Source organism: Streptomyces sp. NBC_01257, assembly GCF_035917255.1.
Classification (GTDB): Bacteria; Actinomycetota; Actinomycetes; order Streptomycetales; family Streptomycetaceae; genus Streptomyces.
The window spans coordinates 1223582-1238472 of sequence record NZ_CP108472.1; the positions used below are offsets into that span (position 1 = coordinate 1223582).

Annotated in this window: 9 protein-coding genes; 7 read left to right on the top strand and 2 right to left on the bottom strand. The window is 72.5% G+C overall.

The window, feature by feature from the left end; all coding sequences use genetic code 11:
• Positions 1–193 precede the first annotated feature (193 nt).
• The 4 genes from OG408_RS05290 to OG408_RS05305 all read left to right on the top strand — a co-directional run bounded on the left by OG408_RS05290 (position 194) and on the right by OG408_RS05305 (position 7482).
• Positions 194–2110 (top strand): ABC transporter transmembrane domain-containing protein, encoded by a 1917-nt coding sequence (locus OG408_RS05290; RefSeq protein WP_285566868.1) that lies wholly within the window; start codon positions 194–196, stop codon positions 2108–2110.
• Positions 2107–3888, top strand: a complete 1782-nt coding sequence (locus OG408_RS05295) for an ABC transporter ATP-binding protein (RefSeq protein ID WP_285566870.1) — start codon at positions 2107–2109, stop codon at positions 3886–3888. Before OG408_RS05290 ends, OG408_RS05295 begins: the two co-directional genes overlap by 4 nt.
• 64 nt (positions 3889–3952) lie before the next feature.
• The gene (locus OG408_RS05300; protein WP_326668521.1) at positions 3953–5713 is read left to right on the top strand and encodes an ABC transporter ATP-binding protein; all 1761 of its coding nucleotides are present in this window, start codon (positions 3953–3955) and stop codon (positions 5711–5713) included.
• A complete protein-coding gene (locus OG408_RS05305; RefSeq protein ID WP_326668523.1) occupies positions 5710–7482 on the top strand; it encodes an ABC transporter ATP-binding protein in 1773 nt (590 codons plus the stop codon). Before OG408_RS05300 ends, OG408_RS05305 begins: the two co-directional genes overlap by 4 nt.
• Before the next feature lie 18 nt (positions 7483–7500).
• On the opposite strand, the gene OG408_RS05310 is transcribed toward OG408_RS05305, so the two are convergent.
• Entirely contained in the window at positions 7501–9087 is a 1587-nt protein-coding gene (locus OG408_RS05310) for an MFS transporter (protein ID WP_326674475.1), read from the bottom strand.
• A gap of 298 nt (positions 9088–9385) precedes the next feature.
• Here OG408_RS05310 and OG408_RS05315 point away from each other — a divergent pair, with 298 nt between their 5' ends.
• Complete coding sequence (locus OG408_RS05315) at positions 9386–10381, top strand: Lrp/AsnC family transcriptional regulator (protein WP_326668525.1); 996 nt, start codon at positions 9386–9388, stop codon at positions 10379–10381.
• A 105-nt stretch (positions 10382–10486) separates the two neighbouring features.
• On the opposite strand, the gene OG408_RS05320 is transcribed toward OG408_RS05315, so the two are convergent.
• The gene (locus OG408_RS05320; protein ID WP_266775951.1) at positions 10487–11278 is read right to left on the bottom strand and encodes a metal-dependent hydrolase; all 792 of its coding nucleotides are present in this window, start codon (positions 11276–11278) and stop codon (positions 10487–10489) included.
• A 170-nt stretch (positions 11279–11448) separates the two neighbouring features.
• Between OG408_RS05320 and OG408_RS05325 the strand changes: the two genes are divergently transcribed.
• Positions 11449–13962, top strand: a complete 2514-nt coding sequence (locus tag OG408_RS05325) for a DEAD/DEAH box helicase (RefSeq protein ID WP_326668529.1) — start codon at positions 11449–11451, stop codon at positions 13960–13962.
• A 46-nt stretch (positions 13963–14008) separates the two neighbouring features.
• Positions 14009–14890 (top strand): acyl-CoA thioesterase, encoded by an 882-nt coding sequence (locus OG408_RS05330; RefSeq protein ID WP_266775955.1) that lies wholly within the window; start codon positions 14009–14011, stop codon positions 14888–14890.
• Position 14891 lies beyond the last annotated feature (1 nt).

Sequence of the window (14891 nt, forward strand, 5' to 3'; positions counted from 1 at the left end):
TGCCCAATCTTTACCCCGCCGGCGCCGTAGGGGCAGCGCTCCCGCCCGGCCCCCGGCTTCGGCCGGTAAAAGGGTTTGCCTCGGCCACGGCGGGGGGCGAGGCTTGGACGGTTTGGTCCCCCCACACGCCTCCCCCACGTGTTTTCTGGAGATCCGCCCGCGGATCTCGGCTCCTTCCGATCTTTGGGACATCATGCACATTCGCGATCTTCCGTACTCGGATCCCGGCGATCCCGATGTCCGGTCGGGTCCTCGCTTCCTGATCTGGCTCGGCCGCAGCCAGATCCGCGGACAGCTCAAGTCCATGTCCTGGGGTCTGCTCCAGCAGTGCTCCATCGCGTCGCTGCCGCTGGCCGTCGGCTTCGCCGTCCAGTCGGTCGTCGACCGGTCCGGGGGGCGTCTCGCGCTGGCCGGCGGCATGCTCGCGGTCCTCGGCGTGCTGATCGCGGTGGGCGACACCATGCTCCACCGGACGGCCGTCACCAACTGGATCACCGCCGCCGCCCGGGTCCAGCAACTGCTGGCCCGCAAGACCGCCGAGCTGGGCTCGGCGCTGACCCGCCGGGTCGCCGCGGGGGAGGTTGTGGCGGTGTCCACCGGGGACGTCGAGAAGATCGGCTGGTTCGTCGAGGCGCTCTCGCGCTTCGCCGCCGCCGCCGCGGCCCTCGTCATCATCTGTGTCGGGCTCGTCCTCTACCTGCCCTCGCTGGGCGTGCTCGTGGCGCTCTCCATGCCGCTGCTCGCCCTGGCCGTACTGCCGTTGCTCCCCCGCGCCACCCGCCGCGCCGACCTCCAGCGCGAGAAGGCCGGCAAGGCCACCGAGCTGGCGTCGGACACCGTGGCCGGGCTGCGTGTGCTGCGCGGTATCGGCGGCGAGGAGCTGTTCCTCGGCCGCTACCGGCGGGCCTCGCAGGAGGTCCGCGAGGCCGCCGTGCGCAGCGCGCGGATGTGGTCGCTGATCTCGGCGATCCAGGTGCTGCTGCCGGGCGTGCTGCTGATCTCGCTGGTCACCTACGGGGCCGTGCTGGCCCGGGACGGGCGGATCGGCGTCGGTCAGCTCGTGACGGTGTACAGCGCGGCGACGCTGATGCTGCTGCCGTTGCGGCACTTCGAGGAGATCGCCATGGCGTACTCCTTCTCCCGGCCGTCCGCCCAGCGCGCGGTCCGGGTGCTCGCGCTGAACCGGGTCGCCCGGCCGTCCACGGTCGACGCCGTGGCGGCCGGTGATCTCTACGACCCGGCCACCGGTCTGATGGCCCCGGAGGGGCTGTTCACCGCGGTGGTGTGCGGCGATCCGGACGAGGCGGGCCGGCTCGCCGACCGGCTCGGCGGTCACGCCCAGCCGGCCGTGGCACGGGGCGACGAGAGCGAGGGCGCCGAGGACACCGAGACCCCCGCGCTGCCGTCGGTCCTGCTCGGGGGAGTACCCCTGGACGAACTGGAACTCGACGCGGCGCGGACCGCCGTGCTGGTCCAGGACAAGGATCCGGTGCTGCTGTCCGGCACGCTGCGCGAGCTCCTCGACGTGCCGTCGTCCGGCCGGGTGGCCGCCGTGGACGCACTGGCGGCCGCACAGTGCGGTGATGTCCTGGACGCGCTGGCGCAGGCGTCCGTCGGCTCCGACGGCGACCCGATGAGCACCCGGATCACCGAACGCGGCCGGTCGCTCTCGGGCGGCCAGCGTCAGCGGCTCGCCCTGGCCCGGTCGCTGGTGACCGACCCGGAGGCCCTGGTGCTGGACGAACCGACGTCCGCGGTCGACTCGCACACGGAGGCGCGTGTCGCCGAGGGCATCAAGGCGCTGCGCAAGGACCGCACGACGGTGGCCTTCGCCTCGTCGCCGTTGCTGCTCGACCTGGCGGACCGGGTGGCGCTGGTCCACGACGGCACCGTGGTGGCGGTCGGCACGCACCGCGAGCTGCTGCGCGACGAGCCGCGCTACCGGGCGGTCGTCACCCGTGAGACCGACGACGAGATCGCGGCCGCCTCCGCGCCGGACGCAGTGCCGGACCTCGCGGAAACCGAAGGCCCACCAGGCACATCAGACACGTCGGACACGGCGGGCACCGCCATGATCGGCACGATCGAGGGAATCGAGGAGAGGGCATGATCGGCGTCGCACCACCGGCGTACGACCCGGCCGCCCCGGAGTCGGCGACGACCCTGCCGGTCGGCACCCCCGCGACCGTCCGCACCTATGTCCGGGAGCTGATGCGGCGCCACCGGCGGCCGTTCGTCGTGGTCACGCTGCTCAACACCGTCGCGGTGATCGCGTCGATCGTCGGCCCGTATCTGCTGGGCGGGCTGGTCGAGGACCTGTCCGACGACGTCACCGATCTCCATCTGGAGCGCACCGCCGTGGTGTTCGCGGTGGCGCTGGCCATCCAGACGGTGGTCACCCGGATGATGCGGCTGCGCAGCGCGATGCTGGGCGAGGAGATGCTGGCGGATCTGCGCGAGGACTTCCTCGTGCGGTCGGTCCGGCTGCCCCCGGGTGTGCTGGAGCGCGCCGGGACGGGTGATCTGCTGTCCCGGATCACCACGGACATCGACCGGCTCGCCAACGCCATGCGCGAGGCGGTGCCGCAGCTGGCCATCGGTGTGGTGTGGGCGGGTCTGCTGCTCGCCGCGCTGGCGGTCACCGCTCCCCCGCTGGCGCTCTCGGCGCTCGTCGCGCTGCCGGTGCTGATCATCGGCTGCCGCTGGTACTTCCGCCGGGCGCCGTCGGCGTACCGCTCGGAGGCGGCCGGTTACGCGGCGGTCGCGGCGATGCTCGCGGAGACCGTGGACGCCGGACGGACCGTGGAGGCGCACCGGCTGGGTGCCCGCCGGGTCGCCCTGTCGGACCGGCGGATCAAGGAGTGGACGGCCTGGGAGCGGTACACGCTGTTCCTGCGGTCGGTGCTCTTCCCCGTCATCAACGTCACGTACGTGACGATTCTGGGCGCGGTGCTGATGCTCGGCGGCTGGTTCGTCATCGAGGGCTGGCTGACCGTCGGCCAGCTGACGACGGGTGCGCTGCTGGCGCAGATGATGGTGGATCCGATCAACCTGATCCTGCGCTGGTACGACGAGCTGCAGGTGGCCCAGGTGTCGCTGGCCCGCCTCGTGGGGGTCCGTGAGATCGAGCCGGACGCGGGTGACTCGGGGGTGACCCCGGACGGCCGTGATGTGCGCGCGGACGAGGTGCACTTCGGCTACCGCGCCGGTCTCGACGTGCTGCACAGGGTGTCGCTGGATGTCGCGCCCGGTACGCGTCTGGCGCTGGTCGGTCCGTCCGGCGCGGGCAAGTCCACGCTGGGCCGGCTGCTGGCCGGGATCTACGCGCCGCGGACCGGTGAAGTGACGTTGGGCGGGGCTCAGTTGTCGCAGATGACGGCGGAGCGGGTCCGTACGCATGTGGCCCTGGTCAACCAGGAGCACCATGTGTTCGTCGGGTCGCTTCGGGACAATCTGCTGCTGGCCCGGACCGGCGCCGAGGACGCGGAGTTGTGGGCCTCGCTGGCCGCGGTCGACGCGGGCGGCTGGGCGGGCGCTCTCGACGAGGGGCTCGACTCCGAGGTCGGTTCGGGCGGTCTGGCGCTCACTCCGGCACAGGCCCAGCAGATCGCGCTGGCCCGGCTGGTGCTGGCCGATCCGCACACGCTGGTGCTGGACGAGGCGACTTCGCTGCTCGACCCGCGCGCGGCCCGTCATCTGGAGCGTTCGCTGGCCCGGGTGCTGGACGGCCGTACGGTCGTCGCGATCGCCCACCGGCTGCACACGGCGCACGACGCGGATGTGATCGCGGTCGTCGAGCAGGGCCGGATCAGCGAACTGGGCAGCCATGACGAGCTGGTGGCGGCGGACGGCGCGTACGCGGCGCTGTGGCGGTCCTGGCACGGCTGACCGCGGCGAGCGGGTCCGGGGCTCCCCGCGTCCTCGCCGAAAGGCGGTCACTAGGATGCTGTACATGACATCCATCGGCGTGGATCCAGGGGCCCCGGACTGTCGCGGCCCCGCACGGTACATCTGGTGGCTGATCAGCTGCCAGCGTCGCCGGATCGCCGCCGGTGCCCTGCTCGGCAGCGCCTGGATGGTCTGTCTGACGCTGCCGCCCTACCTGTTGTCGCGCGCCATCGACGACGGGCTGGAGCAGGGGCGGGAGTCCGCCCTGGCCGGCTGGGTCGCGGCGCTGCTGGGTGTGGGTGTGCTGAACGCGTGGCTGTCCATCATGCGGCACCGCACGATGACGAGGGTGCGGCTGGACGCCGCCTTCCGTTCGGTGCAGGTGGTGGTCAGGCACGCGACGGGGCTGGGCGCGGCGCTCCCGCGCCGGGTCACGGCCGGCGAAGTGGTCACGATCGGCTTCCGCGACGTCGCCATGATCGCCAATACGCTGACCGTCACCGGGCCCGGGGTCGGCGCGGTCCTCGCCTGCGCCGTCGTGGCCGCTCTGCTGCTGAACGTCTCAGTGGTGCTCGCGGCGGTGGTCCTGGCCGGCGTGCCGCTGCTCGCCGTGCTGGTCGGCCCGTTGCTGGGGCGGCTCCAGGGGGTCGAGGCGGAGTACCGGGAGCGGCAGGGCCGGCTCGCCTCCCGGTTCGAGGACATCGCCAGTGGTCTGCGGGTGCTCAACGGCATCGGCGGCAAGGAGGCGTACGCACAGCGCTACCGGGAGGGCTCGCGGGAGCTGCGGGCGGAGGGGTACCGCGTCGGCGCGGTGACCAGCTGGATCCAGGCGCTCGGCGTCGGCCTCCCCACCCTGTTCCTGGGGGCCGTCACCTGGCTTGCGGCCCGGATGGCCGCTCAGGGGACGCTCACGGTCGGCGAACTCGTCGCGGTCTACGGCTACGCCGCGGTCCTCGTCGTGCCCGTCTCGTCCTTCATCGAGGGCGGTTACGACATCGGCCGCGGGCTGGTCGCGGCCCGCAGGGTCGTACGTTTCCTGGCCCTGGAGCCCGATTCCACCGGCGGCGAGCCGGCTTCGGACGGGCCCGGACCCGCGTCCGCGCTCCACGATCCGGCGTCCGGTGTCGAGGTGGCGCCCGGTGTGCTGACCGCGCTGGTCAGTGGGCGGCCGTCGGAGTCCGCGGCGGTGCTCGACCGGCTCGGGCGGTTCACCCCGTCGGCCGCGACCTGGGGCGCCGTCCGCCTCGACCGGATCGACCTGACCCAGGTGCGACGGCGCATACTCGTGGCGGACAACGAGGCCGATCTGTTCGCCGGCCCGCTGCGGGAGGTGGTCCGCGGCGCCGGGAACCCGGACGAGGCGGCCATCGGCCGTGGCCTCCACGCGGCCATGGCGCTCGACATCGTCCGCGGACTGCCGGACGGCCTCGACTCGCCCGTCGACGCGCAGGGCCGCAACCTCTCCGGAGGGCAGCGCCAGCGCGTCCGCATGGCCCGGGCCCTGCTGGCCGATCCCGAGGTGCTCCTGGCGGCGGAGCCGACATCGGCGGTCGACGCGCACACCGAGGCGGCCATGGCGGCCCGGCTGCGTGCCGCACGGTCCGGCCGCACCACGGTCGTCACCAGCACCTCGCCGCTCCTGCTCGATCGGGCGGACACCGTGTACTACCTGGTCGACGGCTCGGTCGCGGACGCCGGAAGCCATCGTGAGCTGCTGGACCGGAACAGTGGCTACCGCCTGCTGGTGTCCCGCGGCCTGGACGACGAGGACCGGGACCGCACGGGCGGAGATACCGTCCCGCCGTGCCGGGAGCCCGTCCGATGACCGCCGCATCCCCGCCCCGGTCGCGTGCTCTGCCCGTCGCCGAACCGGCCATGGTGCGCCGGGCGGCCTTCCGCCTGATCCGGCTGGACGGGCGCGCCTTCGCCGCCGTGATCGCCCTCAACGCCCTGGCCGCGGCCGCCGGGCTCGTCGGCCCGTGGCTCCTGGGCCGCATCATCGACGAGGTCAGGGCGGGCAGCGGCGTGGCCGCGGTGGACCGCCTCGCGCTCGCCGTCCTCGTCTTCGCGCTGGCACAGCTCCTCCTGGTCCGCTGGGCCGCCTGTCTGGGGCACCGTTTCGGCGAGCGGACCCTGGCCAGGATCCGCGAGCAGTTCACCGACCGGGCGCTCGCGCTGCCCGCCGCGGCCGTCGAACGGGCGGGCACGGGTGACCTGATGACCCGCGGCACGACGGATGTCGCCACGGTCGGTGCCACGCTCCGGGACGCGGGTCCCGAGGTCCTCATCGCCGCCGTGCAGGCGCTGTTCATCCTGGGGGCGGTCTTCGCGCTCGACCCGCTGCTCGGTGTGTGCGGCGTACTGGGACTGTCCGGCATCTGGTTCGCCTCCCGCTGGTACCTGCGCCGGGCGCTCACCGCGTACCTCGCGGAGGGTGCGGCCAATTCGGCGCTCGCGGAGCAGCTGGCGGCCACCGCCGCCGGCGCCCGGACCGTCGAGGCCCTCGGGCTGCGGCAGCGGCGCATCGAGGCCTGCCAGGACGAGATCGACAGGTGCTGGTCCACCCGCACCCGGACGCTGTTCCTGCGCAGTGTCCTCTTCCCGGCCGTGGACGTCTCCTATGTCATCCCGGTGGCCGGCGTCCTGCTGCTCGGTGGCGTCCTGCACGACCAGGGCGCGATGAGCCTGGGCGCCGTGGTCGCGTCGGCCCTGTACCTGCGGCAGCTCTCGCAGCCGCTGGACAGCATCCTGCAGCGTCTGGAACAGGTGCAGAGCAGCAGCGCCTCGTTCGCCAGGGTCGAGGGTCTGGCACCGGCCGCACAGGCAGCACCGGTCTCCTCCCCCGCTCCGGACGGCGACCGGATCGAGGTGGCCGGTGTGTCCTACGCGTACGAGGACGGGGACGATGTCCTGCACGAGGTCGACCTGACGGTCCGGCCGGGCGAGCGGCTGGTGATCGTCGGCCCCTCCGGCGCGGGCAAGACCACCCTGGGCCGGCTGCTGGCGGGCATCGACGCCCCGCGCACCGGCTCGGTGACGGTGGGGCGGGTGCCTGTCGCCGCCCTGGACGCGGACCGGCTGCGCCGGCATGTCGTCCTCGTCACCCAGGAACACCACGTCTTCCAGGGCACGGTCCGGGACAACCTGCGGATGGCCTCGGAGTCCGCGACCGACACCGAACTGCGCGCCGCGCTCGCCGCGGTCGGCGCCGAGTGGGCGGACGAACTGCCCGACGGCCTGGACACCGACCTGGGGCACGCGGGGCACCGGCCGGACGGCGCCCGGGCCCAGCAGCTCGCCCTGGCCCGCGTGGTGCTGGCCGACCCGCACACGCTGATCCTCGACGAGGCCACGGCGCTGCTGGACCCGAGGACGGCCCGGCACACGGAACGGGCACTGGCCGCCGTCCTCGCGGGCCGGACCGTCATCGCCATCGCGCACCGGCTGCAGACGGCGCACGACGCGGACCGGGTGGCCGTGATGGAGGACGGCCGGATCACCGAGCTCGGCACGCACGACGACCTCGTGGCGGCCGACGGGGCCTACGCCGCGCTCTGGCGCTCCTGGCACGGCGACCGGTCGCCCTCCCCCTGAACCGGTGCGCGCCGGCTCTCAGCCGTGTCCCCGGACCGGAACCGGTTCGCCGCCGTGGCCCGGGGCGGCCTGGGCGGCCTGGCCGGGGTCCGGGTGCGAGGCGGCCGCGGGGACCTTCACCGAGGCGGTGGGCGTCCCGCCCGGCCGGCGCAGCAGAACCGCGGCGACGAGGGCGGCGAGCAGCGTGAGTGCCGCGGCGACGATCAGGCACAGGCGCATGCCGTCCAGGAAGGCGTCGCCCACGGCGCCCAGGGCCGGGCCGGTGGCAGCGCCCAGGTCCATCCCGGCGACGGCGCCGAGCCCGCCCTCGCGGGCGGCGTCCACCATGCCCTGCCGGGCCGCTCCCGTGACTCCGGCGTCGGCGAGGTGGCCGGGGAAGGTGTCGAGGGCCCGGGCGGTGAGGAGCGCGCCGAGGACGGCGGGGCCGAGCGCGCCGCCGATCTGCCGGAACGCGTTGTTGCCGGCCGCCGCCATGCCCGCCAGGTGGTGGGGCACGGAGGCGACCGCTGTGGCGGTCATGGGCGTCAGGACGCCGCCCATCCCGAGGCCCAGCAGGGCCAGCCGCCAGGCGACGGAGGCGAACGACGTGTCCGCGTCGAGGGTGGTCAGGGTGAGCAGCGCGGCGGTGACGACGAGCAGTCCTGTGGTGATCAGGACGCGGGCGGGGACCCGGTGCATGAGACGTCCGACGGGCCCTCCGGCGAGGATCGCGGCCGCGGTGACCATGAGGAGACGCCAGGCCGCCTGCAGGGTGTCGAGCTGCTGCACCAGGCCGAAGTAGAGGCTCAGCAGGAAGAAGAAGCCGATGAGCGCCAGGAAGGTGATCATCGCGACGAGGGTGGTGGCCGTGAAGGCCGGGCTGCGGAACAGCGTCAGGTCCAGCATCGGGCTGTCGCTGCGCCGCTCGGCGACCACGAACGCGACCGTGCCGGCCGCGGCGACGGCCAGCGCCACCAGGACCGGGACATCGGTGAAGGAACCGGCACCGCCCTCGATCACGCCGTACACCAGCGCGGTGATGGCCACCGCCGCGGTGATCTGGCCCGGCTGGTCGAGCCGTCGTCCGTGCGGGGCGCGGGAGTCCGTCAGCAGCCGCGCGGCGACGGCCGTCGCGAGCAGCGAGACGGGTATGACCAGGAGGTAGATCCACCGCCAGGCCACGTACTCCAGTACGGCCCCGGCGATCAGCGGGCCGACGGCCAGCGCGGCCAGGAGCGAGGTCGCCCACAGGCCGATGAACTTGCCGCGCTCGCGGGGGTCGGGCACCACATGGCTGATCAGGGCCAGCGTCGTCGGCAGCAGGGCGGCCGCGCCCAGTCCGGCGAGCGCCTGGCCGGTCCACAGGACCTGGACCGACGGGGCGGCGAGCGCGACGGCGGCGCCGGCGGCGGAGAACAGCAGGCCCGCCTGGAAGACCTTCTTGCGCCCGTGGACGTCGCCGAACACTCCGGCGGTGAGGATGAACGCGGCCATGGGCAGGACGAACGCGTCCTGCACCCAGGACAGTTGGGCCGTCGAGGCGCCCAGTGCCGCCTGGATCGCGGGCAGGCTCACGGCGACGGTGGTCACCGGCAAGTAGGCGACGAACACGCCCAGGCAGGCCATGACGAGCGTGGCCGCCCGCCGGTCGGGCCGGCCGCTCGCCGAGGATGTGACGTTCAAGGAAAACGCTCCTTTGCGGCGCAGCGCGCCGCGGTTGATGTCCAGCGGGGTCTCCGTCCGCCCCCGAGGAACCGCACGACTGCCGTACGAGGGGGCGCGCACCGGCGATGCCGCCCGACTCCCGCTCCTCTCGGACGGACCCGCGCCTCAGCATCGGCGACACCCCGCGAAATCAACGAGCCGAGGGCCACTACCGGGGCAGAACCGCCACCGGGGTCACTCCTCGTGACAGACTTCCGCCGTGATCGACGACGTGGACATGAGAATCCTCCGCATCCTTCAGCGCTCGCCACGTGCCCCGTTCCGGCTCATCGGCGAGGTGATCGGAGTGTCGGAGCAGACGGCGGCCCGGCGCTGTCAGGCGCTGCGCCGCAGCGGCGCGATGCGGGTCGTGGGCCTGGTCGATCCCGCCGTCCACGGCGAGGCGCAGTGGGTCGCGCGCATCCGCTGCCGCCCCGACCGCGCCGTCCCGCTCGCCGACGCGCTGGCGCGGCGCCCGGACATCGCGTACGCCAGTATCGCCTCGGGCGGCTCGGAGATCATCTGTGTCGTCCGCTCACCGCTCCACGCCCCGCGCGAGGACATGCTGCTCCAGCAGTTGCCCAGGTCCGCCGCCGTGCTCGATCTGAGCATCGATCTGCTGATCCACCCCTTCGGCAGCCCCGGCACCGCGGGCTGGACCGGCTTCGGCGGTCATCTCACCCCCGAACAGGAGGAGCGGCTGACCACCGGCCCCGCCCCCGCCCCGGCCGGTCCGCTCCTTCCCCTCACCACGCAGGACGGCCCGCTGCTCGACGCGCTGGCCGAGGACGGCCGTACCTCGCACACCCGGCTCGCCGAGGTCACCGGCTGGTCCAAGGGCCGCGTCGCGCGACGGCTGGAGTCACTGGAGGCGTCCGGCACGCTCTCGTACGACATCGACCTGCTGCCGGAGCATCTGGGCTTCCATCTCAACGCCACCCTCTGGATGCGCGTCGCTCCCGCCGCTCTGGCGCGCACCGGTCAGGAGATCGCCGGGCACGAGGAGGTCGCGTTCGCCGCCGCCACCAGCGGCGACCACAATCTGCTGGCCATCGTGATCTGCCGCGACGCCGAGGACTTCTACCGCTACCTGACCACCCGGCTGGCAGCCACCCCCGGCGTCGACGCCTACGGGGTCAGCATCCGGGTCCGCCGGCTCAAGCAGGCGGCCTCCCTGATCTCGCACGGCCGGCTGGTCCCTCCGTCGCCGGGGTAGCGGTGGGGCGGTTGTCGCCCCGCACATGCCGGACGGCGCCCCGGGCGGGATGGAATCCGCCCGGGGCGCCGTCGTGTGCCCGGGAACCGCCGGGGAGGCGCTGCGTCAGATGACGTTCATCGCGGCTGCCGCGCCCACTCCGCCCGCCAGCATGAACACCGGCATCAGCACCTTCAGCTCCACCCAGCTGCCGGCCCTGAACCGCATGGGCTTCGGCGGGCCGATCGGGTACCAGCGCTTGCGGCCGACCGGGATCGGCCACAGGATCGGGCAGCCGGAGACGGTCAGTGCGTCACCGATGTCATGGACGAGGGCGCCCAGCACGATCGGCAGCCCGAGCCACATGTACTCCTGGCCCGGCGCGTCGAACAGCCAGTCGGAGCCGTTGCCCGCCTTGTCCAGGACGCCCGCGAGGATCCACGCGCTGGTCGCCCCGAGCAGCCAGACAAGGACGTCGCTGGACACCCGGGCGGCCCGCCACAGCAGCCCCTCGACGGCGAGCACCAGGTGGACGAAGAGGATCGCCAGCACCGCCCACCGGCCGCCGGTGACCGCCGCGGCGGAGGCGCCCGCGCCGATCAGGACCGCCCACAGCCAGGTGTGGGTCAGGGTCCGGTGGCCGCCGTTGCGGTTCGAGTCGCCCCGCAGCTTCGTGGCCTTGTAGACGGCGTGCGAGAGCTTGTCGACGATCTCGCAGAGGCCGCGGGAGATCGGCCCGAAGGCGCGCGAGATGGTCGCCGACTTGTGGTCGAGGTCCGGGGCGAGCGCCGCACCCGCGGTGATCAGCGCGCCGACGACCAGGACGGGCCACGGCATGGTGTGGCCCGTGGCGGCCGCGGCCGCGCCCACCCCCAGCCAGGCCGCTGCTCCTGACAGAGAGTGTGCCGGTCCCATCATGGCTGTTTCCGCCCCCGTAGGTGTAGAGAGGTGCGCCGGGTCCCGCCCGTGCACGAGTTCCGGCCATCGTCGTTGCGGTGCGGCCGAGTTGAGTGGGCAGCGTATCGTCCGTGATCTTCGCGCGATCGTCCGGTTCCCTCATCCGGGCGGAAGACAGGCAAGATGGGGGCGTGACCCTTATCGATCAGCTGCCCCCGACCGACGACCCCGACGCCCTTTTCGAGGCTTTCTCGTCATGGACCGAGACGCAGGGGATCACTCTCTATCCTGCTCAGGAGGAGGCGCTGATCGAGGTGGTCTCCGGGGCCAACGTGATCCTCTCCACCCCGACCGGATCGGGAAAGAGCCTGGTCGCGGCGGGTGCGCACTTCACCGCCCTGGCCCAGGACAAGGTCACCTTCTACACCGCCCCGATCAAGGCCCTGGTCTCGGAGAAGTTCTTCGACCTGTGCAAGCTGTTCGGTACGGAGAACGTCGGCATGCTCACCGGCGACGCCTCGGTCAACGCCGACGCCCCGGTGATCTGCTGCACGGCCGAGGTGCTGGCCTCCATCGCGCTGCGTGACGGGAAGTACGCGGACATCGGCCAGGTCGTGATGGACGAGTTCCACTTCTACGCGGAGCAGGACCGCGGCTGGGCGTGGCAGATTCCGATCCTGGAGCTGCCGCAGGCCCAGTTCGTCCTGATGTCGGCCACGCTCGGTGACGTCCGGATGTTCGAGGAGGACCTGACCCGCCGTACCGGCCGCCCCACCTCCGTGGTCCGCTCGGCGACCCGGCCGGTCCCGCTCAGCTACGAGTACCGGCTGACGCCGATCACCGAGACGATCACCGAGCTGCTGGACACCCGGCAGTCGCCGGTCTACATCGTGCACTTCACGCAGGCCGCGGCGGTCGAGCGGGCGCAGTCGCTGATGAGCATCAACATGTGCACCAAGGAGGAGAAGGAGAAGATCGCCGATCTCATCGGCAACTTCCGCTTCACCACCAAGTTCGGCCAGAACCTCTCCCGTTACGTACGCCACGGCATCGGTGTGCACCACGCCGGGATGCTCCCGAAGTACCGGCGGCTGGTCGAGAAGCTCGCGCAGGCCGGTCTGTTGAAGGTCATCTGCGGTACGGACACGCTCGGCGTCGGCGTCAACGTCCCCATCCGGACGGTGCTGTTCACCGCGCTGACCAAGTACGACGGCACCCGGGTGCGGACGCTGCGGGCACGCGAGTTCCACCAGATCGCGGGCCGGGCCGGCCGGGCGGGCTTCGACACGGCGGGCTTCGTCGTCGCCCAGGCCCCCGAGCACGTCGTCGAGAACGAGAAGGCGGTCAAGAAGGCGGGTGACGACCCGAAGAAGAAGCGCAAGGTCGTCCGCAAGAAGGCGCCCGAGGGCTTCGTCGCCTGGTCCGAGACCACGTTCGACAAGCTGATCCAGTCCGACCCGGAGCCGCTGACGTCCCGTTTCCGGGTCACGCACACCATGCTGCTCTCCGTCATCGCGCGCCCCGGCAACGCCTTCGACGCGATGCGGCATCTGCTGGAGGACAACCACGAGCCGCACAAGGCGCAGCTGCGGCACATCCGCCGGGCGATCGCGATCTACCGTTCGCTGCTGGACGGCGGCGTCGTGGAGCGGCTGGAGAAGCCCGACGCGGAGGGCCGTATCGTGCGGCTCACCGTCGACCTTCAGCAGGACTTCGCGCTGAACCAGCCGCTGTCCACGTTCGCGCTCGCCGCGTTCGAGCTGCTGGACGCCGACTCGCCGTCGTACGCGCTGGACATGGTCTCGGTGGTGGAGTCGACGCTCGACGACCCGCGTCAGATCCTCGCCGCGCAGCAGAACAAGGCGCGCGGTGAGGCGGTCGGGCAGATGAAGGCCGACGGCATCGAGTACGAGGAGCGGATGGAGCTCCTCCAGGAGGTCACGTACCCGAAGCCGCTCAGCGAGCTGCTGTGGCACGCGTACGACGTCTACCGCCAGAGCCACCCGTGGGTCAGCGACCACCCGGTGTCGCCGAAGTCGGTGATCCGCGACATGTACGAGCGCGCGATGACGTTCACCGAGTTCACGTCGAACTACGAGCTGGCGCGTACCGAGGGCATCGTGCTGCGGTATCTCGCGAGCGCGTACAAGGCGCTGGAGCACACCATCCCGGACGACATCAAGTCCGAGGACCTGCAGGACCTCATCGCCTGGCTCGGGGAGATGGTCCGTCAGGTCGACTCCAGTCTCCTAGACGAGTGGGAGCAGCTCGCCAATCCCGAGGTGGAGACGGCCGAGCAGGCGCAGGAGCGGGCCGACGAGGTCAAGCCGGTCACGGCCAACGCGCGCGCCTTCCGGGTGCTGGTGCGCAACGCGATGTTCCGCCGGGTCGAGCTGGCCGCGCTGGACCGGGTCCGCGACCTGGGCGAGCTGGACGGGGACGCGGGCTGGGACGAGGACGCGTGGGGCGAGGCGATGGACGCGTACTGGGACGAGTACGAGGAGCTGGGCACCGGCCCGGACGCCCGCGGGCCGAAGCTGCTGAAGATCGACGAGGACGCGGAGCACGGTCTCTGGCGGGTCCGGCAGACGTTCGCCGACCCGAACGGCGACCATGACTGGGGCATCAGTGCCGAGGTCGATCTGGCCGCGTCCGACGAGGAGGGCCGGGCCGTTCTCCGTGTCACCTCCGTGGGCCAGCTGTGAGCGCGTCCCCGCCGGTGGCGCCGCTGCGAGAGTGGAGAAGAACCGCATGACGAACCCCGCCGAGCGTCTGGTCGACCTGCTCGACCTGGAGCGGATCGAGGTCAACATCTTCCGCGGCCGCAGTCCCGAGGAGTCCCTGCAACGGGTCTTCGGCGGGCAGGTGGCCGGTCAGGCGCTGGTGGCGGCGGGCCGCACCACGGACGGGGACCGTCCGGTGCATTCGCTGCACGCCTACTTCCTGCGTCCGGGCCGTCCCGGGGTGCCGATCGTCTACGAGGTCGAGCGGGTCAGGGACGGCCGGTCCTTCACCACCCGCCGGGTGACGGCCGTCCAGCAGGGCCGGACGATCTTCAACCTGACGGCGTCGTTCCACCGCCCGGAGGAGGCGGGGTTCGAGCACCAGTTGCCGCCGGCCAGGATCGTGCCCGATCCGGAGGAACTGCCCACGGTCGCCGAGGAGGTCGGCGAGCACCTGGGCGTGCTGCCGGAGGCGCTGGAGCGGATGGCGCGGCGCCAGCCGTTCGACATCCGCTATGTCGACCGGCTGCGCTGGACGCGGGAGGAGATCAAGGACGCGGACCCGCGCAGCGCGGTGTGGATGCGTGCGGTCGGCCCGCTGGGCGACGACCCGCTGGTGCACACGTGTGCGCTGACGTACGCGAGCGACATGACGCTCCTCGACGCGGTGCGCATTCCGGTGGAGCCGCTGTGGGGGCCGCGCGGCTTCGACATGGCGTCGCTGGACCACGCGATGTGGTTCCACCGTCCGTTCCGGGCCGACGAGTGGTTCCTGTACGACCAGGAGTCGCCGGTGGCGACCGGTGGCCGGGGTCTGGCGCGGGGCCGGATCTACGACCGCGAGGGGAATCTGCTGGTGTCCGTGGTGCAGGAGGGCCTGTTCCGCCGGCTGGACACCCCGGTGTCCTGAG

Coding starts and splice junctions, on each gene's coding strand:
- OG408_RS05290 (WP_285566868.1), top strand. CDS start 194: ATGCACATTCGCGATCTTCCGTACTCGGATCCCGGCGATCCCGATGTC.
- OG408_RS05295 (WP_285566870.1), top strand. CDS start 2,107: ATGATCGGCGTCGCACCACCGGCGTACGACCCGGCCGCCCCGGAGTCG.
- OG408_RS05300 (WP_326668521.1), top strand. CDS start 3,953: ATGACATCCATCGGCGTGGATCCAGGGGCCCCGGACTGTCGCGGCCCC.
- OG408_RS05305 (WP_326668523.1), top strand. CDS start 5,710: ATGACCGCCGCATCCCCGCCCCGGTCGCGTGCTCTGCCCGTCGCCGAA.
- OG408_RS05310 (WP_326674475.1), bottom strand. CDS start 9,087: ATGGCCTGCCTGGGCGTGTTCGTCGCCTACTTGCCGGTGACCACCGTC.
- OG408_RS05320 (WP_266775951.1), bottom strand. CDS start 11,278: ATGATGGGACCGGCACACTCTCTGTCAGGAGCAGCGGCCTGGCTGGGG.
- OG408_RS05330 (WP_266775955.1), top strand. CDS start 14,009: ATGACGAACCCCGCCGAGCGTCTGGTCGACCTGCTCGACCTGGAGCGG.